We start from the raw sequence: 18562 nt of genomic DNA, 5'->3' as shown, positions 1-18562 counted from the left end.
ACAGGCTCTGCCGTTAACCCGCGTATGTCGAACAGTTCAGTGGGGGACCTCTGGTCCGGCGTGGGGCTGCCCCGACTCGCGCCGACCCGACTCCAGTTGCTCGCTCTCCTCGTCGGGGGGAAGTTGCTCGACGCCGTGAGCACCGTCGTCGTCCTCGGACTCCGCGACGACGTGTTCGAATCCGTGTGGCTCACCCGGACGTTGATGGCGAAGTTCGGGACGGTCGGCGGGTCGCTGATTACGGTCGTGGTGGCAGTGGTCGGGGTGGCGTTGCTCGCGGAGAGCGGCCTGCTCATCCGGCGCGTCACGCCCGACGACTGGACGCCGGACGGCTACCCCGCGGCGTTCCGGACGACGACGTACCTCGCGGCCAGCGTCTGGTACGCGTACCTCGGGGTCAACAACTTCTCGCTGCTGTTGTAGCCCGGCGGCCTCGTCTCGGCGTCGGGGTTACGACGGACTCGGCGTCTGGACGCGCGACAGGTAGGCCGCGAGGTCGGTCGTCGTGATGATGCCGATGACCCCCTCGGTGTCGTCGACGACCGGCACGTGGTGAATCGTGTGTTCGATCATCGCGTCGGCGACGTCGCGGATGTCGTCCTGCGCCGACGCCGTCAGCACGTCCTCGCTCATGTAGCGGGAGACCGGCGTCTCGTCCTTCGGGGACCGCTCCGCGACTATCTGGGTGAAGTCCGTGGACGTCAGGATGCCCCGTAGCCGGTTGTCGTCGTCGACGACGATGACCGACCCGATGTCGTGTTCGAGCATCGTCTCCGCCGCGTCCTCGACGAGGGTGTCGGGGGAGACCGTCTGGAGGTCGGACGTCATGAGTCGCGCAACTGAGATATCCATGGGGTACTGTAGTGTCGCGCTCGGTATAAGAATTGTCGTCAGCGAACTACCTCCCGCCAGGGACGCCCGCTCGAAGCGCTCGACGGGGTCGAAGCGACGGCGTGGAGTCGGCGTTCGGTCTCCACTGTCGAGCACTGGAGGGTCCGGCGGGGTCCCGGACGGTCGATTCCGAGAGCGGACGCCCCAGAGGGGGTCCCTCCTCGAGACCCCGGGCTGCTCGCTCGCTTCGCGCGCTGTCCGGGTCCGCGACCCGGCTACTCGACTCTCCTCGACGCGGCGACCGCTCACGTCCGTCGAGAGGTATGCGGGCCGCTCATGGGGGTGAGAGTGGTAGAAGCGCCGAGGAGGAGATTTGAACTCCTGAGTCCTGACGGACAGTTGCTCTCGAAGCAACCGCCTTGGCCGGGCTAGGCTACCTCGGCTCAGGTCTAACTACTGCAGTCGTCATTTTATGCGTTTCGATTCGCCGAACTCGAACCTATCTGACCACCAAATTAAAACCGTTGGCCGTCGCCGAATATTTCATGGACGTTACAGACGCGAGCGCCCGGTCCGATTCCGTCCTCGACGCCGTCGGCACGGCCGTCATCGCCGACCGCGAGTTCCTCGAAACCGTCCTGCTGGGTATCATGGCCCAGGGACACGTCCTGCTGGAGGACGTTCCCGGTACCGGCAAGACCCTCACCGCACGGAGTTTCGCCGCCGCGCTCGGCCTCTCTTTCTCCCGCGTACAGTTCACGCCCGACCTCCTCCCGGCGGACGTGACCGGGACGCACGTGTTCAACGAACAGGACCGCGAGTTCGAGTTCAACGAGGGCCCCATCTTCGCCAACGTCGTACTCGCCGACGAGATAAACCGCGCGCCGCCGAAGACCCAGGCCGCCCTGCTGGAGGCGATGGAGGAGCGACAGGTCACGGTAGACGGCGACACCCACGAGCTTCCGAAGCCGTTCTTCGTCATCGCCACCCAGAACCCCGTCGAGCAGGAGGGGACCTTCCCCCTGCCGGAGGCGCAGGTCGACCGCTTCGTCGTCAAGACCAGCCTCGGCTACCCCGACGAGGAGGGCGAGGTCGAACTGCTGCGCCGCCGGGGCGACCGCCACAGCCAGAGCCCGTCCGCCGGACGGGTCCTCGACGACGGCGAGGTCGAGGAGCTACAGTCCGTCCCCGAGACGGTCCGGGTCGAGGAGGACCTGCTCTCGTACATGGCCGCCGTCGCCCGCGAGACCCGGGAGGACCGCCGCGTGGAGGTCGGTGTCTCGCCGCGGGGCACCCAGCGCCTCTTCGAGGCGTCCCGCGCTCGCGCCGCCATGGTCGGACGCGAGTTCGTCACCCCGGACGACGTGAAACGCGTCGCCTACCCAGTGCTCTCCCACCGGGTCGTCCTCACGCCCGACGCGAAGGTGAACAACGTGAACAAAGACGACGTGGTCGAGGCGGTGCTGGACAGCGTGCCGGTACCGACCGTGGAGTAGCGTGGCGTCCCGCCGCGCGAGGGCGGTCGGCCAGTTCGTCGTCGGCTTCCTCGTCGCGACCGCGGTGGAACTGTTCCTCTTCGACGTCCCCCTCCCGCGCGCGCTCGCCCTCGGGGCCGCCATCGGCGTCGGCCTCGGCCTCGGATGGTATCTCACCGCCGACGCCGAAGCCGACGAGTAACTCGTGAGGTCGGCGTCAGGCCCGCGCGACCACCTGCACCCACGAACCGTCTCCGAGCCACTCGACCGCGAAGCCCGCGTTCTCGACCATCGCTCGCAGTTCGTCGGGCGGGTAGAGCGTGAACCGCCGGGCGTCCCCGTCGTAGGTGTCGCCCTCCACCGTCCCCTCGCCGCGCTTGACCGACAGGCAGAGGACGCCGTCCGGCCGGAGGACGCGGCGGAACTCCGCGAGCGTTCCGGGAGCGTCCCCCCGCGGCACGTGCAGGAACGAGGCGCAGGCCCAGAGGCCGTCGAACGCCGCAGCCGCGAGGCCGAGCCGTCGCATGTCCATCCGGGCGAACGCGGCGCCGCCGGCGCGCTCGCGCGCGGTTCGGAGGAAGGCGGGGGTGAGGTCCACGCCGACCGCGTCGTGGCCGCGCTCGGCGAACGTGGCCGACTCCCAGCCGGGGCCGCAGCCCACGTCCGCGACCCGGGCTGTCGCGCGCCCCTCGGGCGGTTCGACGGCGTCGAGGAACCGGTCGACCAGGTCCGCGACGGCGGAGCGGTCGGCGTGGCGCTCGCGGTACTCGTCGGCGACCGACTGGTAGGTGGCGACCGTGTCGGGGTCCGTCACGACCGAACGAGGCGGCGGGACGTTAATCAATCTTGTCACGACAGGGGCCGTATCGAACCAGAGCGTCACCGGAACCGGCCCCTGGACCGGTCCCTCGCGGACGCGGCCGGTTCCGACCGCGCGAGCGCCGGCTCGCGCCCGGGAACCGGCGAGTCCCCGAGTCAGCGCCGGAGTGCGGAGGTGAGCGCCACGGCGGCGACGAGCAGGAACACGAGCGCGGTCACGGGCTGGCCACCGGCACCGAGCAGGTAGATGCCGTAGCCGACCCCGCTGGCCGACGCGGCGACGGCGGTGCTCCCGGCGGCGTGCATCAGCTCCAGGCGCTCCGTGTCCGCCTCGCGGCCGAGTTGCTCGCCGACGTTGATGGCCTGCTCGGCGAAGTCCCACACGAGCACGACCGCCGCGGTCCCGAGGATGAGGAACTCCGGCGGCGCGGCGAAGAGACCCCCGTAGAGGACGCCCAGCAGGGCCACGAAGCTGCCGACGGTGACGAACCGGCGCGAGCCGAGAACGAGGCCGACGGCGACGAGGAAGACGCCGCCGACCGCGGCGAGCGCGCCGGTCGAACTCGCCAGCGCGGCCGCCCCGACGGCGACCGACGCCGCGACCAGCGAGAGCAACCGGCTCGTGCGCGCCGGCGAGCGGTCGACGGTCGCTCCGCTCACGACCGCCACCTCCTGTCTGCGTGGGCCAGCACGACGCCGAGGTCGTCGTCGGTGTCCCAGTCGACCGCCCGAACTCCGCCGGCGCGAAGCGACCGGAGGTGTCGCGTGCGCTCGGCGGCCGCCAGGCGCGCGCCCGGCGAGTCGTCGGTGGTCGGGTCCGGACTGACGACGGTGACCGCGTGGCCGGCGGCGGCGAGGCGGCGCGCGACCTCCGGCGCGTAGGCGTCACAGAGCGGCGAGAAGAACACCACCTGCGCGTTCGTCGGGAGTCGCCGCCGGAGCCACCGCATCGTGATGGTCGAGTAGAACGGCTCCTCGGGAGGTGTGCGCGACAGCGTCTCCGAGCGCGCGAGCAGTTCGCGCGCCTCGGCCCGGTGGTGGTCGCCCGCGCCCGGCGCGAGCCAGAGGTTCTCGGGGGCGAGCGCGGCGAGGCCGACCCGGTCGCCGCCGTCGAGCAGCGCGGCGAACGTCTTGCCGGCGGCCCGGACGGCGAACTCGACGGCGCTGGGCGATTCGGGGGCGGCGGCGAGATACGCCTGCTCTCTGGCGTCGACGAGCAGGACGACGGTCGCGACCCGCTCCTGGCGGAAGTCGACGGTGGTCAACTCGCCGGTCTTCGCCCGACGGTTCCAGTCGATGCGCGAGACGGGGTCGCCGCGCCGGTACTCCCTCGTCGCGTAGAACTCCACGCCGGCCCCGCCCTCGCTCGTCGTCACTCGACCGGTGTGGCGGGTCGTCTGCTCGCGGAGCGGAACGTCCTCGGCGGTCGCGGACAGCTCCGGCGTGCACGCGACGGTCGTGTCGTTTTTCACCTCGAACTCCCGTTCCCTCGCGCCGCTGAAGTCGCGGGCGATGACCGTCGCCGGGTCGAACGCGTGCTCGCCACGGACGGCCTCGACGGTGTAGGCGAACATCGCCTGCTTGCCGGGCCGGAGCGCGGTGCCGAGCCGCGGCGACCCGTCCACCACCCGGAGCGCCCCGGGGACGCCGTCGACGACCCGGAGGTCGGGCAGGGTCCTGTCGCCGGCGTTCTCGACGGTCACCTCGACGCGAATCTCGTCGCCCGGGGCCGGGTCGAGGTCGCTGACCGACCGCGAGAGGGTCACGTCGGTCGACGGCGGCGACCCGGACCGGGCGTACGCGGCGAACGCGACGCCGACGACGCCGACGAGCAGCACCACCGGACTCCCGGCGACGACGCCGACACCGCCGGCCAGCAGGGCGACGGCGCTGACGCCCTGCCAGCGGTTGGTCTCGTACGGCGTCATCGTCCCTCCTCGACGTAGCGGGCGACGGCGTCGGCGGTTCGGCGCGCGCGGCGCTGGTACTTCGTCTCGCCGTCGAACGACCGATGGAACAGCTTGCGCAGCGGGCGTCGGGGCGGGTCCGGCCCGCCGACGAACGACGCGGCGTACGGGTCGTCGGTCCACTCCCCGCTCTCTACGACCTCCCGGGCTTCGTCGGACGAGCAGCCCTCGCGCTGGGCGATGGCGTCGACGACGGTCGATTGGAGTCGCTTCCGGATGCGCTTGCGCGACTCGAACCGCGACTTGCGCGCGCCGTCGTGGACGCGCCGAAGGGACTCGTCGAACTCCCCGCCGGGCGTCGGGACGGAGACGGTCGTCTCGGGGTCGCCCGTCTCGGCCTGGTCGATGGAACCCCGGCGGCGCTCCTGGACGACCCGGACGCCCTGGAGCAGTGCCAGCACCCCGACCAGCCTGACGAACAGGTAGTCCGTGCTGACGACCGCCGCGAGCTGGGGTGCGAACAGGGCGGCGATTCCCCACGCGGCCGCGAGGACGCCGGCGGCGGTGAGCAACGGACGGTCGCTCATCGCTCCCCTCCGACGGGACTCCCCTCGCCCCCGGTCGCGTCGCCGTCGGAATCGGCGTCGGCGTACTCGCGTTCGATGCGCCGGAGAGCCTCGACGGCGCGCCGCTCGCGCTCGCCGGTCGGCGACTCGCCGCCGTAGCGCACCACCTCGAAGACGTTCGTCAGTTCGTCGACGTCCGACCGGTCCATCCCCGCCTCGACGGCCGCGGTGGCGAACTCGCGGGGCGTGCTCGACTGCGGAGCTGCCACGTCGAGGTGCTCGGTCATCTCGCGCCAGGCGCGGTACACCTCGTTCTCGACCGACGCGTTCGACTCGATGCGGTCGGCCGCGTCGCCGGCGGCGCGACCGACGGCGGCCACGTCGGGGTCGTCCGGCGGGGTCTCGGCCTCCGATTCGTCGAGTTCGTTCCCGCCGGAGGTCCGGACGAGCAGGGCGAGCGCGCCGACGAGCGCCACGCCGAGCACGAGCAGGAGGACGGTCGACGGCGTGACCGTCGTCGCACCGCCGTCGCCCATCCCGCCGGTTCCGCCCGACGGGAGGGAGGTGCCGTTCGACCCGTTGGGCAGCAAGCTACCGGGCCGGTCGAACGGTGGCGCCGAACACGCGGACAGGATCGCGTGCAGGAACAGCGTCGGCACGCCGACGGGGCCGATGACCGCGAACGCTCCGAGCCACCCCCTCCACCGGTAGGCGACTCCGACGAGGGCCGCGAACCCGAACAGGATGGACAGGACCGCCGGAAGCGTGTTCAAAACCGGGAAGCAGGGGATGTCGATGGGTACCCCTATCGGCTTCCCGTCCCCGAGAGACCCCGACTCGTTGCCGGTCGACTCGCTGACACCGGCTCCGCCGTCGCCCCACCCGAGACCGCTTCCACCGGAGTTCTCGGTCGTGACGGCCGTGTTCAGCGTCGCGGCGGCGAGCGCGATCGCTAACACGCAGAGGAGGGCCACTGCGATGGGGCGGGCGTTATCCAGGTCCACAGTCCCGTATAGCGTGAAAGCTAACTTAGGTTTTCTGTCTGGTTCGCGGGCGGCGTTCGGCGGTTCTTGTGGGCCGTTGGACGAGGAGGGTCCCGGTCCGGTCGTTCGTCGGACCGCTACCGACGGACCGCCGCTGGCGGAATTATAATAAGGTTCTAATAACTCAGGCCCCTTCGATTAATATATGACTGTCGTCAGCGTCTCCATGCCCGACGAACTGCTGGAGCGAATCGACGAGTTCTCCGACGACCACGGGTACACCGGTCGGAGCGAGGTCGTCAGGGAGGCCGCCCGGAACCTGCTCGGCGAGTTCGAGGACAAGCGACTGGAGGACCGGGAGCTGATGGGCGTCGTCACGGTCCTGTTCGACTTCGAGACGACGAACGTCGAGGAACGGATGATGCATCTGCGTCACGAACACGAGGGGCTGGTCGCGTCGAACTTCCACAACCACGTGGGCAACCACTACTGCATGGAACTGTTCGTGCTGGAGGGGACGCTCGAGGAGATATCCTCGTTCGTCGGGAAGATTCGCGCCACGAAGAACACGCTCACGGTCGACTACTCCGTGATTCCCGTGGACAGCTTCGGGCCGCTGGCTGAGCCGAGCTAATCGACCAGCCGAACGGTGTCGCCGACCGACACGTCGCCCGCGCTCCCGGCCGGGAGTTCGAACAGGGTGTCGGCCGCCGCCTTCGCCGTCCCGGTCCACGCCGACAGGCGTTCGACGCGCTGGACCTCGTCCTCGACCGTCCAGACGGCGTCGAGGGGGAACGGCACGAACACCATGTGGACGTCCCGTGGCGCGGCCTCGTCGAACCGGAACGCGAGCGCGTAGTCGTCCGGAATCGACCGCCGGAACATCAGTCCCCGCGCCCGCGAGAGGAACGAGTCCGCCGTCTCGACGTCGGCTGCCAGCGTCTTCGACCGGTCTTCGTGTACGACGCGCACGCTCGGCGGTGCGCATCGGGGAGGCAAAACTTTTGTGCGATGGCGCGCCCAGGAGAAGGGCATGGAGAAGACCCCGTCGGGCACCTCCGTCGGCGTGGACGACCCCTACGACCACGCCGGGCTCTGCGACCACCTGACGGACGAGGGCAAGTGTCGGTACGCCTTCGAACACCCCGAGCAGGACCTCGAGTTCGCGCGAGAGCGCCGCGAAGACGAGTTCCGCTGTCCCGCGGCGGACCCGCAGGGCGAGTGGGACTGGGAGGACTGCCCGCACTACCGGTGCCGGAACCGCGACCGCGAGTGCGTGCGCTGTGGCCTCGAAGAGCGCCGGATGGCACACTCCGACGAGCGCCCGCTCCTGGAGGAACACCATCTCTCGTACGCCGACCGGGGCGAGACGCTCGGCCACGAGATAACCGTCTACCTCTGCCGGTGGTGTCACGCCAAGGTCCACGGGTCGTGGGCGCGCATCGACGACGACGCCAACCCGGTCCCCGAAGCCATCGCGGAGAAGGAGGGGCGGCGGAGCCGCGAACGGCGCGAGGCCGCCTTCGAGTCCGCCGCCGAGCGCTACGACCCTGGCGGAGAGGGCGAGGAGTAACCGGTCGAGTCGCCGCCGGCGCGACGACGGTCGGGGCGAAGCCGCCAGAGATTACATCAGTACTCGCGACCTGGTTGAGACCATGGAGAGTCGCAATCCTGCGACTGGGGAGGTGCTGGAAACGTACGAGACGGACGACGAGGCGTCCGTCGACGAGAAGCTCCAGCGGGCGAGCGAGACCTACGAGGAGTGGCACCGACGGTCGGTCGAGGACCGACAGCAACTCATGGCGTCGGCGGCCGAGGTGCTCCGGGAGAACAAGGAGGAGTACGCCGAGACGATGACGAAGGAGATGGGGAAACCCATCGACAGCGCCGTCTCGGAGGTCGAGAAGTGCGCGTGGGTCTGTGACTACTACGCCGAGCACGCGGGCGAACACCTCCAGGACGAACGCATCGGCTCCGAACCGGGCGTCGACTCGTACGTCTCCTACGAGCCGCTCGGGACGGTCCTGGCTGTGATGCCGTGGAACTTCCCGTTCTGGCAGGTGTTCCGCTTCGCCGCGCCGAACCTCGCAGCGGGCAACGTCGGCCTGCTGAAACACGCCTCGAACGTCCCTGGCTGCGCCACGGCCATCCAGGAGGTGTTCGAGGAGGCCGGCTTCCCCGAGGGGGCGTTCACGACGCTACTCATCGGTTCCGACAAGGCCGACGACGTCATCCGGGACGACCGCGTGGCCGGAGTGACGCTGACCGGCAGCGACCGCGCCGGGCGCGCCGTCGCCGAGACGGCCGGAAGCGAACTCAAGAAGACCGTGCTCGAACTCGGCGGCAGCGACCCGTTCGTCGTCATGCCGGACGCGGACGTCCAGGACGCCGCGGAGACCGCAGCGCAGTCGCGGACCGTCAACTCCGGGCAGTCCTGCATCGCCGCGAAGCGCTTCATCGTGCACACCGACGTGTACGACGAGTTCCTGGACGCGTTCCTCGCGGAGATGGAGTCCCTGCAGGTCGGCGACCCGACCGACGACGACACCGACGTCGGTCCGCAGGCCCGCGAGGACCTGATGGAGGACGTCCACGAGCAGGTTCGGGACAGCGTCGACGCGGGCGCGACGCTCGAACTCGGCGGCGAACCGCTCGACCGCGAGGGCAACTACTACCCGCCCACCGTCCTCACGGACGTGCCGGACGACGCCCCCGCGGCGAACGAGGAGGTGTTCGGCCCCGCGGCGGCCGTCTTCGAGGTCGAAGACGAGGAGTCGGCCATTGAGCGCGCCAACGACATCAGGTTCGGTCTCGGCGCGAGCATCTGGACGCAGGACCGCGAACGGGGGAGCCGCATCGCGGGCGAAATCGAAGCCGGTCTCGTGTTCGTCAACGAACTCGTCAAGTCCGACCCGCGCGTCCCGTTCGGCGGCGTCAAGGACTCCGGCTACGGCCGCGAACTGTCGAGACACGGCATCCGGGAGTTCGTCAACCGGAAGATGACCTGGCTGGCGGACTTCCCCTCGGAGAAACGCGATAGCGGCGTCGAATAGTCCGACGACTCGGACTGTATCTCCGACATTTCTCTCGGTTTGATGTCACTTCCGGCCCTACGTCGGGGTGCATGTGGGAACTCGGTCCCGACGCAGACGAACCGGAGTGGTACGAAGTCGAGAGTCCGTTCGAGAAGTCCATCTACGAGGTAGTGAGTACGGCCGCCGGACCGTACGCCATCGGTGACGGCGGGACGCTGCTGGCGAACCGCGACGGCGAGTGGGAGGTCGTCCTCGACGACGGCCCGCGCACTCGCGACAACCAGCTCCGCGGGCTGGCCGTCACCGACGACGGGGAGCGGGTCTGGTTCGCCGGCTCCTCGGGCGCGCTGGGCTGTTACGACGTGGAGTCCCGCCGGAAGTTCGACTACTCCAACCCCAACGAGATGACCAGCACCTGGGAGGGCATCGCCGTCTCCGGTCAGCGCGGCTCCGAGAAGGTGCTCGTGGCCAACGGCTCCGGCGAGATCAAGCCCTTCACGGTCGACGGGTTCGACGAGAACTGGGGCGTCGTCAGCAAGCCGGCGAAGAAGGGCTCGAAGGTGGCGGCGCTGGCCGCGTCGCCCGACGGGTACGGGTACGCCATCGACACCAGCGGGAACGCGTTCAAGACGACGAAAGACGACGGCTGGGAGGACATCGGCATCGTCAACGCGCAGGTGAAGTTCTACGACATCTACGCCGGCAAGGGCAAGCGCGTCTACGTCGCGGCCGGCGACGGACGCATCTACCGGTACGACGACTCCTACCACGACTGGACGCCCATCGGAATCACCGACAAGAGTTCGCTCCGGTCGTTCGACGTCCACGGCGACCAGATGGTCGTGCTCGGCAACGGCGGTAGCATCTTCCAACGCTCCGGCGAGGAACGGTGGGAGGCCGTCCACTCCCCGACGGGGAACACGCTGTACGACATCGCGCTCGGTGACCCCGACGTGGCCGTCGGTGCGTCCGGGACCATCCTCCAGCGACTCCGCGGCGAGACGCGCCACGCGGGCACCAGCCCCGACGACGACCAGTTCGACGGCCGTGGCGAGCACTACGACGGCGACCCGAATCCGACGGACGACGGCTCCGCCGACGGCGGCTCCGATGGCGGCTCCTCCGACGGTGGGTCGACGGACGGCGGGTCTACGAGCGACGGGTCCACGAATGACGGCTCTTCCGGCGACGGCTCTTCCGCCGACGAATCCACCGACGACACCACGTCGAGCGACGGGACGACCGGTAGCTGACCGGTCCTCGCTCCCGACTTTACGGGGGCGTGCGCCGCCGCTTCACTCGCTTTTCTTTCGCGCTTCGAGCACCGTCGCGTTCGCGCCGACGGCGACGCCGACGCCCGCGAGCACGCCGTGAATCGTCGCGCTTCCACTCCAGTCGAGCGCCGTCCAGTCGCCGTTCCGGACGAACAGGCCGCCGCTCTCGCCCCCCGCCAGCAGGCGGTTACCGCTCGCGTCGAGCGCGCGCACCGCTCCGTCGCCGAGCGCGAACGGCGTCCACGACGCACTGCGGCCCGGTTTCAGCCCGGTTCTGGTCGACTCGAAGACGCGCCCGTTGTCGCCGCCGACCCACGGCGACTCGGCGACGCAGACGGCGTAGAGGCTGCCGCTGGCCGGTGCGACGCCGACGCGCTCCCACTCGTCGTCCGTCGTCATCCACGCGCCACCGCTCCCGTCCACCGCGTACCAGGTCTCGCCCGCGTCGGTCGCCAGCGCGGTCGGTGCGCCGCCGGGGGCGCTCCAGCGGTCCCACTCCACCGCGGTGCCGGCACCGTTTCCGACGAGCATGTTCCCGCTCCCGTCGGCGACCAGCACCCGCTCGTTCCCCCGGGACCCGGCGACGACGAGCGCGCGGAAGGTGTTCTCGACGCCGACCGGCGCGGAGCAGTTACCCCGGTCCCCCGACGCCGGGTCGTAGTACCCGAGCGCGCCGTTCGACCCCGCGAACCAGACCCGCTCCCCGTCGTCGGTGGCGGCGACGGCCCGGAGCGTCTCGCCCCTGCCCGCCGGACCGTTATCGAGGACGACGCCCCACGTCCCGTCGCTGGCGCGCCCGACGACCGCGCCGGCGTCCCCGACCGCGCACGGCCCCGCGGCCGTGTCGGTCACGTCGTAGAGCGTGCCCGACGCCGGTACGTCGACCGGGCGCCAGGTCCGCACGCTCGTCTCGGATTCGAACTGCCACATGCGGAGACGTACGGCGTCCCCGTCCATCAACCCCGGAAACGGTGCGGCGATTCGGTCCGTTCGGCCGGAGAATCAGCACGTCCGAACGGTGCGGAAATCCGGCACGTCGTCCACTCTTAGGCGGGTTCGGGTCGTAGCGGTGGTATGGTCCGACTGGAAGACCTCGTTCCCGGACTCGGCGAGCCGTTCGTCCGGCGTCGCATCGACAAGGTGTTCAGCCGCAAGATGCTCGGAGCCGTCTTCGTCGGGACGGCCGCGACGCAGGCGACCGAGAAGACCGTCGTGGTCGCGTTCGCCGGCGAAGTGAGCAAACAACTGCTCGCCTGGGTCGGCCTGTTCGTCGTCTCGGTCGCGGCGTTCGTCTGGTGGGACCGCATCGAGCGGCGAACGGAACTCGCCGCCGGCGAGGCCACCGAGGAGATGACGGAGACGGTGAACGACGTTACGGAGTCGGTCTCGACCGACGAGTAGCCTACTCAGCGTCCGCGGGGTCGACGACCGCACCGCTCTCCGGGTCGACGCCCACCCTGTCGCAGACGCCGTACAGCGGACAGGCCTCGGGGCCGTCGAGACACGCCGGCCTGCGAGCCGAGCAGTACTCCCTGCCGAACTGGATGCTGGCGGTGTGTCCGAACCCGCACTTCTCGGCTGGTACGTCGCGCTCCAGCACGGCCCGGACGTCCTCGTGGTCGGCGTCCGGCGGTGCGACGCCGAGGCGGCGGTAGATGCGGTGGACGTGGGTGTCGACCGGGAAGACGCCGCCGCGCCCGCCCGAGAAGAGGAGGACGCAGTCCGCCGTCTTTGGCCCGACGCCGTTCATGTCCAGCAGTTCCGTTCGCACGTCCGCGGGGTCGCGCTCCCGGACGAACTCGTCGAACGCGTCGGCGCTGCCGTACTCCGCGAGCACGCGCTCGGCGGCGGCGACGATGACCTCGGCCTTCTGGTTGTAGAGGCCGGCCGGGCGGATGGTGTCCGCGAGTTCCGCGCGGTCGGCGTGCGCCAGTGCGTCCGCGAGATTCTCCGGCCCGTACCTCTCCATCAGCGCGTCGTGGGCCGGCTGGCTGGCCACGTCGCTCGTGTTCTGGCTCAGGATAGTGCGGACGAGACACTCGAAGGCGTCCTGGCCGCCGTACGTCTTCTGCCAGTAGAGCTCTCCGAGGCGGTCGACCACCGCCTCGGCGCGCGTGTCGGCGTCGCCGGGGTCGAACGTGGTCGCCACCCCGCCGCCGGCGCTACCGCCGCTGATGTTCTCCGCGGGTTCCGGGTCGTCGCTCATGTGACGCCGTTGGGGCCGGAGCGGATAAAAACGGTCGGCTACTCGTCCGCGAGCGCCCGCCACGCCTGCAGCCCGTCGCTGGGGTGCCCTCCGTACGCCCCCCACGACGAGGGGTAGCGAATCGGCGAGACCGTCACCGCCAGCGTGAACAGGCAGTTCCAGAACGCGGCGTAGAGACTCAACCGCGTCCACCGTCCGTCGGCGAGGCCGACGACGAGACCGACGAGGAGAGCAGCGAGCCCGGTCGCCGCGGGCCCCCCGGCGTGGACGGCGAGTTCCCGCCACCGTCCGTCCGGAAGGGTCTCGTATCGACAGAATCCGTACCACCATCGACGCCACCCCGAGAGGTCGAACACGACCGCCAGGCGGCCGCGCGCCCACCGCCAGCGTTCGCCACCGACGACGACCGTGGCGCTTCCATCGGTAAACGCGAGAGTCGCGGCCGCGTGCCCCAGTTCGTGAACGAGCGTCAGCACCGGCACGACGAACAGCCACACTCCCCCGAGGACGAGTGCCGCGAGGAGGGAGTCGGCCACGTTCACTCCCGGGACGTGACGTTCTACTGATAAAGGTGTTCGGTCGGTCAGTCGTCGTGCTCCACCGTCAGCGTCACCGTCAGTTCGGCCCCGTCGGCGAGCGCCGCGACCAGTTCCCGGTCGAACCCCTCCGCGGCGAACTCGGCACCGACCAGAACCGTGCGGTCGTCCACGTAGTCGCTGGTCCGACCAACGGCGCTTCGGTCGCTGTCGAAGGTGAGGTCCGGATGGCCGCGGCCGGTCACCGTCTCCTCGTGGTCGCCCGCCGCGAACGTCGCGGTGACGACCGCGTCGGCGTCTCGACAGGCGGCGACGAACTCGGAGTCGAAGTCCGCGGGCGCGCGGTCGGCCTCGATGCCGAGGATGCAGTCGCCCGCCGGGGTGAGGAAGTCGTCGGTCGTCACCTCGAAGGTGCTTCCGTGCGCCGCGCTCACGTTCTCGTGGCCGCGTGCGCGAATCGTCTCTCTCATCGTGGGTCGCTTTCGAGCGGACGTACTTCAGGAGTTCACTTCGGGGCGGCGCTCACCGCGAGACGGTCACCGTCACGGCTCCGCAATCGCACTCGTAGGCGCGGCGGGTGCCGGCGTCCACCGTCATCGCCAGCATCAACTGGTCCGGGCCGAGTTCGCGGTCACAGCCGGCGGCCTCACAGGCACAGCGGAGCTGTTCTTTCATACGAGTTCTCTCGCCCCCACCACCGTCAAAGCGCGCCGTCCGCGGAGTGAAAGTGAAAGTGGCGACGGCGGCCTGCAGACGCGCCCGGGAGGACAGGTGACTTTTATATCCACTCCCGGAGAGCGTGTGAAGCGTTTCCACGCGTTCTGGGGCGCGTGACAACGGTTTCCACATGATTGGAGGGACAAACTTTAAATAGCTATGCCGAATATGAAGTAGTACCTGAACGCCTCCGGCGTCACGGGAGAACAGCGCGTCAACCGATGATACGGGAATATTGTAACCGGCTGGTTGATACGAAGATGCAAAGTGACGACGCTACCCGACGATCGGGGCGGAAGGCACCGAGGTTTAACTACGCATGGTAAGTGTAACAGAAGAGGAACTCCAGAACAAGTCGAAAGGCGAACTCATCAAACTCGCGGGACAGCTTCGAGACCGACGAAACGAGCTGAACCAGAAGGCTAGCAAGCGCGCATCCAAGCGCGACGACCTAAACGCGAAGACGCGCGAGAAGGTCGACGAAGCCCAGGAACACCGCGAGAAGCGCGACGAGCTCAACGAGCAGGTCCAGGAACACAAAGAGCAGCGCAACGAGCTCAACGCGAAGGCTAACGAGCTGTTCGACCGCGTCGAGGAGATGAAAGAGGACCTGGAACTCGACGAGGGCAAGGACCTCGAGGAGCTCGAAGACGAGATCGAGGACCTGGAGTTCAAACAGCAGACCGAAGTTCTCTCCACCGAGGAAGAGCGGGAGCTCATCGAGAAGATCGAGGCCAAGCGCGAGGAGTACCAGCAGCGAAAGGAGAAACTCGACCAGAGCGACGAACTCGAGGACCTCGTCGAGGAGGCCGAGGAGGTCCGCGCCGAGGCCAGCCGTCACCACGAGAAGGTGACCGAACTCGCCGACAAGGCCCAGCAGCACCACAATCAGATGATCGAGGCCTACCGCGAGGCCGACGACATCCGCGACGAGGCCGACGAGATGCACGAGAAGTTCGTGGAGGCCCAGGAGTCGGCCGACCAGCACCACGAGGACTTCGTGCGCGTCCAGAAGCGCCTGCGCGAACTCGACAAGAAAGAGGAGAAAGAGCGCAAGTCCGAGAAGGAGAAAGAGCGCGAGAAGGCCAAAGAGGAGGCCGAGGAGATCTACCAGCAGTTCAAGGAAGGCGAAACCCTCGACACCGAGGACCTGATGAAGCTCCAGAAGACGGGGCTCCTGTAGACGGACTGTTCTCTCTGCCGAAGTTTTAACGCCGACGCCCGCACACGGATAGCGCATGACGAGGTGTCCGTATGGCTGACGATAGTTCGCGGCTCGCACGCCGGGTCGTCGTACTGGTCGGCGCGATCGTCGCGGTCGCGCTCGGCTGGCTGTTGTTCGTCGAACTGCCCACCGACCTCGCGGAACTGCTCGGCGTCGTCGCCGTCCTGCTCGTGGGCGTGGTCGGTGCGCGGGTCGCTGGTCGCGTGGCGCGCGGACTCTTCCCCGACTACGACGTGGCCGAGGTGGCCGTCGAGGGGCCGATAACCCGCCGCGACGGTGGCCGGGTTCCGACGCCGACCGGGACGCCGACGGACGACATCGTCGAGCAGATTCGGCGCGCGGACGACGACGACGCGGCGGAGGCGCTGTTGCTTCGCCTGAACACGCCCGGCGGCGAGGTAGTGCCGAGCGACGACATCCGCCTCGCCGCCGAGCGCTTCGACGGGCCGACGGTGGCGTACGCGACCGACGTCTGCGCCAGCGGCGGATACTGGATAGCCAGCGGCTGCGACGAACTGTACGCCCGCGAGGGGAGTCTGGTCGGGAGCATCGGCGTCATCGGTTCGCGGGTGAACGCCACGGGACTGGCGGACAAGCTCGGCCTCTCGTACGAACGCCTCGCAGCGGGCGAGTACAAGGACGCTGGCGTCTCGCTGAAGGAGATGACCGAAGACGAACGCGAGTACCTCCAGGGCATCATCGACGGCTACTACGAGACGTTCGTCGACCGCGTAGCAGAGGGCCGGGAGATGGACGCGGAGTCGGTCCGGGAGACGGAGGCGCGCGTCTACCTCGGCGACCGGGCCCGCGAGATCGGCCTCGTCGACGAACTCGGCACTCGCGAGGAGGTGAAAGCGCGACTGGCCGACCGCCTCGGCGTCGAGTCGGTCACCGTCGAGGAGTTCCAGCCCCAGCGCGGTCTGCGCGAACGACTCCAGACGGGCGTGCGCTCGGTGGCGTACTCGTTCGGTGCCGGCGTCGCGAGCGTGTTCGACGACGAGGGCGACGCGAACGGGTTCCGCTTCCGGGCGCGGTAGCGAGCGACGGCGGTCGCTCCCGGAATCCGCCTCAGTACAGTGTTCCGGTCGACGGCGACGACTACCCGCGGCGGTTTCGCGCCGTGCGGGCCAAAATCGACGGCTGCGGTCGCGGTACGGAACGGCCAACCGTTATTGTCGTCAGGTCCGTGCCAGTGGTATGCACGGAGTCGGCGCACGCAAACTGGGGGTGTTGCTGGTCGCGGTCGCGGTCGTGCTCGTCGCGCCGGGGGGCGTCGTCGGGACGGGAGGGTCCGACGCGACCGGCGCGCAGGACGCGAAGAAACAGGCCGACCCGAAGAACGACGTCGTCGGCTGGGAAGACGGATACTGGTACGACGAACCCATCGCCGTCGACCAGAGCGACGGCCTGACCGAGGCCGAGCGCCGGGCGTACGTCGGCCGCGCCATGGCCCGCGTCGAGCGGTTGCGCGGCCAGGAGTTCCAGGAGCGGGTCGAACTGAAGGTGCTGTCGCGCCAGCAGTACCGGCGCATCGTCCGGGCGCAGGCGGACGCGGAGTTCGGCCCCGCTCAGCGCGCCTGGGAGAACCAGGTCTGGGAGGCGCTGTTCGCCGTGAACGAATCGACCGACGCCGCCGCCGAAATGGTCCAGTTGCGCCAGGAGCGCATCGCCGGCTTCTACCTTCCCGGAACGAACGACATCTACGTCGTCGCCGAGTCCGAAGACCAGCCCGTCGTCGACAACGCGACGCTGATTCACGAACTCACCCACGCGCTCCAGGACCAGCAGGTCGGCCTGGCTTCGCCGTCGCTGCGAGCGCAGACGATGGACGGGCGGCGCGGCGTCGACGGCCTGGTCGAGGGCGAGGCGATGTACGTCGAGAAACTGTACGAGCACCGCTGTCGGTCCGGGTGGGAGTGCGTGACGACGCCCGGTCCGGACCCGCCGGAAGCCCCCTACGAGGGCGGCCCGCTCCCGGACTACAACCTCGCGATGCAGGTGGCGACCATCCAGCCGTACTCCGACGGACCGCCGTACGTCGCCGCCCGGATAGGAGCGAACGAAACCGACGGTACGGACGGTAACGCGTCGGAGAAGAACTGGTCGGGACTCGACTACCGTCGTCCGCCGTTCGGGTCCGAGCAGGTCATCGACCCGGCGACGGACGCCGACCCGCCGCCGACGCTCAGACTCGGAGAACAGGCGACCGACGGATGGCGACTGTACGGCAAGCGGGGCGAGAACGGCTCCCAGACCGTCGGCGAGGCGGGCATCTACACGATGTTCTGGTACCAGGGCCGGGCGTACGACAACCAGGTCATCCCCTGGCGAGAGTTCGACACCGCCGACGGCCCGCTCGACGAGTTCAACTACACGAGCGAGCCCTCCGACGGCTGGGGGAACGACCGCCTCTGGCCGTATCACGACGGTGAGAAGCGGGGGTACGTCTGGCGGACTACGTGGGACACCGACGAGGACGCCGTGGAGTTCGAGCGGGCGTACCGCGAACTGCTCGCCGGCCAGAACGCGACCCGCGTCGGGCGGAACACGTGGGTGGTTCGGCAGGGCGGGTTCGAGGACGCCTTCCACGTGGTCCGCGACGGGAAGAGGGTCACGATCGTGAACGGGCCGACCGTCGAGAGCCTGACGGAAATCCGACCGAGCATCGAGATTCGGGCGGCACAGGACGGCTGCGACTGTGGACAGTAGCGGTCGCACGGTTCAGTTGTCGCGACCGCAACCGAGACCTGCATCCGCCCCTCCGCGACTGTAGCCGCGCCGGAGTCGAGGGCGGTGGGCGCTGTCGTCCCGCGGCGTGTCGGTGCGAACGTTCAAGTATCGAAGCGAAGCCAACCCCGGCGTGACCTGAGAACTACCGCACGAGGAGTCGAGGCGAACGCGTGACGAACTCCCGTGCCGAGCCGATCCGTCACCAGACACAGCTACGAATTCGCTCCAGCGGAGTCGAGCCGCGCCCGCGACATCGTT

The 18562-nt window shown here is 69.2% G+C and carries 23 protein-coding genes and 1 tRNA gene; 11 read left to right on the top strand and 13 right to left on the bottom strand.

The genetic code is table 11. The features are described 5' to 3' along the window. The first annotated feature begins 24 nt into the window (after positions 1 to 24). Entirely contained in the window at positions 25 to 423 is a 399-nt protein-coding gene (locus tag ACTF4R_RS14530; protein WP_440008597.1) for a hypothetical protein, read from the top strand. A 27-nt stretch (positions 424 to 450) separates the two neighbouring features. On the opposite strand, the gene ACTF4R_RS14525 is transcribed toward ACTF4R_RS14530, so the two are convergent. Together ACTF4R_RS14525 and ACTF4R_RS14520 are read right to left on the bottom strand one after the other, a co-directional pair. Further along, complete coding sequence (locus tag ACTF4R_RS14525; protein WP_433633879.1) at positions 451 to 852, bottom strand: CBS domain-containing protein; 402 nt, start codon at positions 850 to 852, stop codon at positions 451 to 453. 337 nt (positions 853 to 1189) lie between these two features. Then, positions 1190 to 1274, bottom strand: a tRNA-Ser gene (locus tag ACTF4R_RS14520). Positions 1275 to 1376: 102 nt separating this feature from the next. On the opposite strand from ACTF4R_RS14520, the gene ACTF4R_RS14515 reads away from it, so the two are divergent. Both ACTF4R_RS14515 and ACTF4R_RS14510 read left to right on the top strand, forming a co-directional pair. Then, the gene (locus ACTF4R_RS14515; protein ID WP_433633877.1) at positions 1377 to 2327 is read left to right on the top strand and encodes an AAA family ATPase; all 951 of its coding nucleotides are present in this window, start codon (positions 1377 to 1379) and stop codon (positions 2325 to 2327) included. A gap of 1 nt (position 2328) precedes the next feature. After that, positions 2329 to 2508, top strand: coding sequence for a hypothetical protein (locus ACTF4R_RS14510; protein ID WP_440008594.1), 180 nt, complete (start codon positions 2329 to 2331; stop codon positions 2506 to 2508). A gap of 15 nt (positions 2509 to 2523) precedes the next feature. On the opposite strand, the gene ACTF4R_RS14505 is transcribed toward ACTF4R_RS14510, so the two are convergent. The 5 genes from ACTF4R_RS14505 to ACTF4R_RS14485 form a co-directional block, all read right to left on the bottom strand. Further along, a complete protein-coding gene (locus tag ACTF4R_RS14505) occupies positions 2524 to 3120 on the bottom strand; it encodes a class I SAM-dependent DNA methyltransferase (RefSeq protein WP_440008593.1) in 597 nt (198 codons plus the stop codon). A 161-nt stretch (positions 3121 to 3281) separates the two neighbouring features. Beyond that, on the bottom strand, positions 3282 to 3785 hold the full coding sequence (locus tag ACTF4R_RS14500; protein ID WP_440008591.1) for a DUF7519 family protein: 504 nt from the start codon (positions 3783 to 3785) through the stop codon (positions 3282 to 3284). Next, positions 3782 to 5053 carry a DUF58 domain-containing protein gene (locus ACTF4R_RS14495; protein ID WP_440008589.1) on the bottom strand — a complete coding sequence of 424 codons (1272 nt, stop codon included), beginning with the start codon at positions 5051 to 5053 and terminating at the stop codon, positions 3782 to 3784. The genes ACTF4R_RS14500 and ACTF4R_RS14495 overlap by 4 nt, the downstream gene beginning before the upstream one ends. After that, entirely contained in the window at positions 5050 to 5619 is a 570-nt protein-coding gene (locus ACTF4R_RS14490) for a DUF7269 family protein (RefSeq protein ID WP_440008588.1), read from the bottom strand. Before ACTF4R_RS14490 ends, ACTF4R_RS14495 begins: the two co-directional genes overlap by 4 nt. Next, positions 5616 to 6602 carry a DUF4129 domain-containing protein gene (locus tag ACTF4R_RS14485; RefSeq protein WP_440008587.1) on the bottom strand — a complete coding sequence of 329 codons (987 nt, stop codon included), beginning with the start codon at positions 6600 to 6602 and terminating at the stop codon, positions 5616 to 5618. The genes ACTF4R_RS14490 and ACTF4R_RS14485 overlap by 4 nt, the downstream gene beginning before the upstream one ends. Positions 6603 to 6786: 184 nt before the next feature. Here ACTF4R_RS14485 and nikR point away from each other — a divergent pair, with 184 nt between their 5' ends. Then, positions 6787 to 7215 (top strand): nickel-responsive transcriptional regulator NikR, encoded by a 429-nt coding sequence (nikR, locus tag ACTF4R_RS14480; protein ID WP_440008586.1) that lies wholly within the window; start codon positions 6787 to 6789, stop codon positions 7213 to 7215. Here nikR and ACTF4R_RS14475 read toward each other — a convergent pair. Then, entirely contained in the window at positions 7212 to 7553 is a 342-nt protein-coding gene (locus ACTF4R_RS14475) for a DUF192 domain-containing protein (RefSeq protein WP_440008585.1), read from the bottom strand. The two genes, nikR and ACTF4R_RS14475, sit on opposite strands and share 4 nt — an antisense overlap. 61 nt (positions 7554 to 7614) lie before the next feature. Here ACTF4R_RS14475 and ACTF4R_RS14470 point away from each other — a divergent pair, with 61 nt between their 5' ends. The 3 genes from ACTF4R_RS14470 (at position 7615) to ACTF4R_RS14460 (ending at position 10869) form a co-directional block, all read left to right on the top strand. Beyond that, positions 7615 to 8154: a DUF7097 family protein gene (locus tag ACTF4R_RS14470; RefSeq protein WP_440008584.1), complete on the top strand. Its 540-nt coding sequence runs from the start codon at positions 7615 to 7617 to the stop codon at positions 8152 to 8154. Positions 8155 to 8236: 82 nt separating this feature from the next. Further along, entirely contained in the window at positions 8237 to 9634 is a 1398-nt protein-coding gene (locus tag ACTF4R_RS14465) for an NAD-dependent succinate-semialdehyde dehydrogenase (RefSeq protein WP_440008582.1), read from the top strand. 71 nt (positions 9635 to 9705) lie between these two features. After that, entirely contained in the window at positions 9706 to 10869 is a 1164-nt protein-coding gene (locus tag ACTF4R_RS14460) for a sialidase family protein (protein WP_440008581.1), read from the top strand. Positions 10870 to 10911: 42 nt separating this feature from the next. Here ACTF4R_RS14460 and ACTF4R_RS14455 read toward each other — a convergent pair whose 3' ends face one another. Continuing rightward, positions 10912 to 11820 (bottom strand): beta propeller repeat protein, encoded by a 909-nt coding sequence (locus ACTF4R_RS14455; RefSeq protein WP_440008580.1) that lies wholly within the window; start codon positions 11818 to 11820, stop codon positions 10912 to 10914. Positions 11821 to 11964: 144 nt separating this feature from the next. On the opposite strand from ACTF4R_RS14455, the gene ACTF4R_RS14450 reads away from it, so the two are divergent. Continuing rightward, on the top strand, positions 11965 to 12291 hold the full coding sequence (locus ACTF4R_RS14450) for a hypothetical protein (protein WP_440008579.1): 327 nt from the start codon (positions 11965 to 11967) through the stop codon (positions 12289 to 12291). A 1-nt stretch (position 12292) separates the two neighbouring features. Here ACTF4R_RS14450 and ACTF4R_RS14445 read toward each other — a convergent pair whose 3' ends face one another. The 4 genes from ACTF4R_RS14445 to ACTF4R_RS14430 are packed head-to-tail and all read right to left on the bottom strand — an operon-like array spanning position 12293 to position 14307. Further along, positions 12293 to 13096, bottom strand: coding sequence for an endonuclease III domain-containing protein (locus ACTF4R_RS14445; RefSeq protein WP_440008578.1), 804 nt, complete (start codon positions 13094 to 13096; stop codon positions 12293 to 12295). Between the two features lie 38 nt (positions 13097 to 13134). Further along, entirely contained in the window at positions 13135 to 13632 is a 498-nt protein-coding gene (locus tag ACTF4R_RS14440; RefSeq protein ID WP_440008577.1) for a hypothetical protein, read from the bottom strand. A gap of 47 nt (positions 13633 to 13679) precedes the next feature. Beyond that, positions 13680 to 14102: a DUF371 domain-containing protein gene (locus ACTF4R_RS14435; RefSeq protein ID WP_440008576.1), complete on the bottom strand. Its 423-nt coding sequence runs from the start codon at positions 14100 to 14102 to the stop codon at positions 13680 to 13682. Positions 14103 to 14154: 52 nt separating this feature from the next. Next, on the bottom strand, positions 14155 to 14307 hold the full coding sequence (locus ACTF4R_RS14430) for a hypothetical protein (RefSeq protein ID WP_433633845.1): 153 nt from the start codon (positions 14305 to 14307) through the stop codon (positions 14155 to 14157). Between the two features lie 361 nt (positions 14308 to 14668). Between ACTF4R_RS14430 and ACTF4R_RS14425 the strand changes: the two genes are divergently transcribed. The 3 genes from ACTF4R_RS14425 (at position 14669) to ACTF4R_RS14415 (ending at position 18283) form a co-directional block, all read left to right on the top strand. Then, the gene (locus ACTF4R_RS14425; protein WP_113277283.1) at positions 14669 to 15532 is read left to right on the top strand and encodes a coiled-coil protein; all 864 of its coding nucleotides are present in this window, start codon (positions 14669 to 14671) and stop codon (positions 15530 to 15532) included. Between the two features lie 71 nt (positions 15533 to 15603). Beyond that, on the top strand, positions 15604 to 16611 hold the full coding sequence (gene sppA, locus ACTF4R_RS14420) for a signal peptide peptidase SppA (protein ID WP_440008575.1): 1008 nt from the start codon (positions 15604 to 15606) through the stop codon (positions 16609 to 16611). Between the two features lie 160 nt (positions 16612 to 16771). Beyond that, complete coding sequence (locus ACTF4R_RS14415) at positions 16772 to 18283, top strand: Hvo_1808 family surface protein (protein WP_440008574.1); 1512 nt, start codon at positions 16772 to 16774, stop codon at positions 18281 to 18283. Positions 18284 to 18562 lie beyond the last annotated feature (279 nt).

The organism is Halomicrococcus pelagicus (genome assembly GCF_051917725.1).
Lineage (GTDB): Archaea > Halobacteriota > Halobacteria > Halobacteriales > Haladaptataceae > Halomicrococcus.
This window is presented reverse-complemented; position numbering and strand designations above follow the sequence as displayed.

What these genes read in the sequence shown, in the direction of transcription:
- ACTF4R_RS14525 (WP_433633879.1), bottom strand. Translation starts at nt 852, where the DNA reads ATGGATATCTCAGTTGCGCGACTCATGACGTCCGACCTCCAGACGGTC.
- ACTF4R_RS14465 (WP_440008582.1), top strand. Translation starts at nt 8,237, where the DNA reads ATGGAGAGTCGCAATCCTGCGACTGGGGAGGTGCTGGAAACGTACGAG.
- sppA (WP_440008575.1), top strand. Translation starts at nt 15,604, where the DNA reads ATGGCTGACGATAGTTCGCGGCTCGCACGCCGGGTCGTCGTACTGGTC.
- ACTF4R_RS14460 (WP_440008581.1), top strand. Translation starts at nt 9,706, where the DNA reads ATGTGGGAACTCGGTCCCGACGCAGACGAACCGGAGTGGTACGAAGTC.
- ACTF4R_RS14470 (WP_440008584.1), top strand. Translation starts at nt 7,615, where the DNA reads ATGGAGAAGACCCCGTCGGGCACCTCCGTCGGCGTGGACGACCCCTAC.
- ACTF4R_RS14430 (WP_433633845.1), bottom strand. Translation starts at nt 14,307, where the DNA reads ATGAAAGAACAGCTCCGCTGTGCCTGTGAGGCCGCCGGCTGTGACCGC.
- ACTF4R_RS14490 (WP_440008588.1), bottom strand. Translation starts at nt 5,619, where the DNA reads ATGAGCGACCGTCCGTTGCTCACCGCCGCCGGCGTCCTCGCGGCCGCG.
- ACTF4R_RS14495 (WP_440008589.1), bottom strand. Translation starts at nt 5,053, where the DNA reads ATGACGCCGTACGAGACCAACCGCTGGCAGGGCGTCAGCGCCGTCGCC.
- ACTF4R_RS14415 (WP_440008574.1), top strand. Translation starts at nt 16,772, where the DNA reads ATGCACGGAGTCGGCGCACGCAAACTGGGGGTGTTGCTGGTCGCGGTC.
- ACTF4R_RS14515 (WP_433633877.1), top strand. Translation starts at nt 1,377, where the DNA reads ATGGACGTTACAGACGCGAGCGCCCGGTCCGATTCCGTCCTCGACGCC.
- ACTF4R_RS14450 (WP_440008579.1), top strand. Translation starts at nt 11,965, where the DNA reads ATGGTCCGACTGGAAGACCTCGTTCCCGGACTCGGCGAGCCGTTCGTC.
- ACTF4R_RS14455 (WP_440008580.1), bottom strand. Translation starts at nt 11,820, where the DNA reads ATGTGGCAGTTCGAATCCGAGACGAGCGTGCGGACCTGGCGCCCGGTC.
- ACTF4R_RS14530 (WP_440008597.1), top strand. Translation starts at nt 25, where the DNA reads ATGTCGAACAGTTCAGTGGGGGACCTCTGGTCCGGCGTGGGGCTGCCC.
- ACTF4R_RS14425 (WP_113277283.1), top strand. Translation starts at nt 14,669, where the DNA reads ATGGTAAGTGTAACAGAAGAGGAACTCCAGAACAAGTCGAAAGGCGAA.
- nikR (WP_440008586.1), top strand. Translation starts at nt 6,787, where the DNA reads ATGACTGTCGTCAGCGTCTCCATGCCCGACGAACTGCTGGAGCGAATC.
- ACTF4R_RS14435 (WP_440008576.1), bottom strand. Translation starts at nt 14,102, where the DNA reads ATGAGAGAGACGATTCGCGCACGCGGCCACGAGAACGTGAGCGCGGCG.
- ACTF4R_RS14445 (WP_440008578.1), bottom strand. Translation starts at nt 13,096, where the DNA reads ATGAGCGACGACCCGGAACCCGCGGAGAACATCAGCGGCGGTAGCGCC.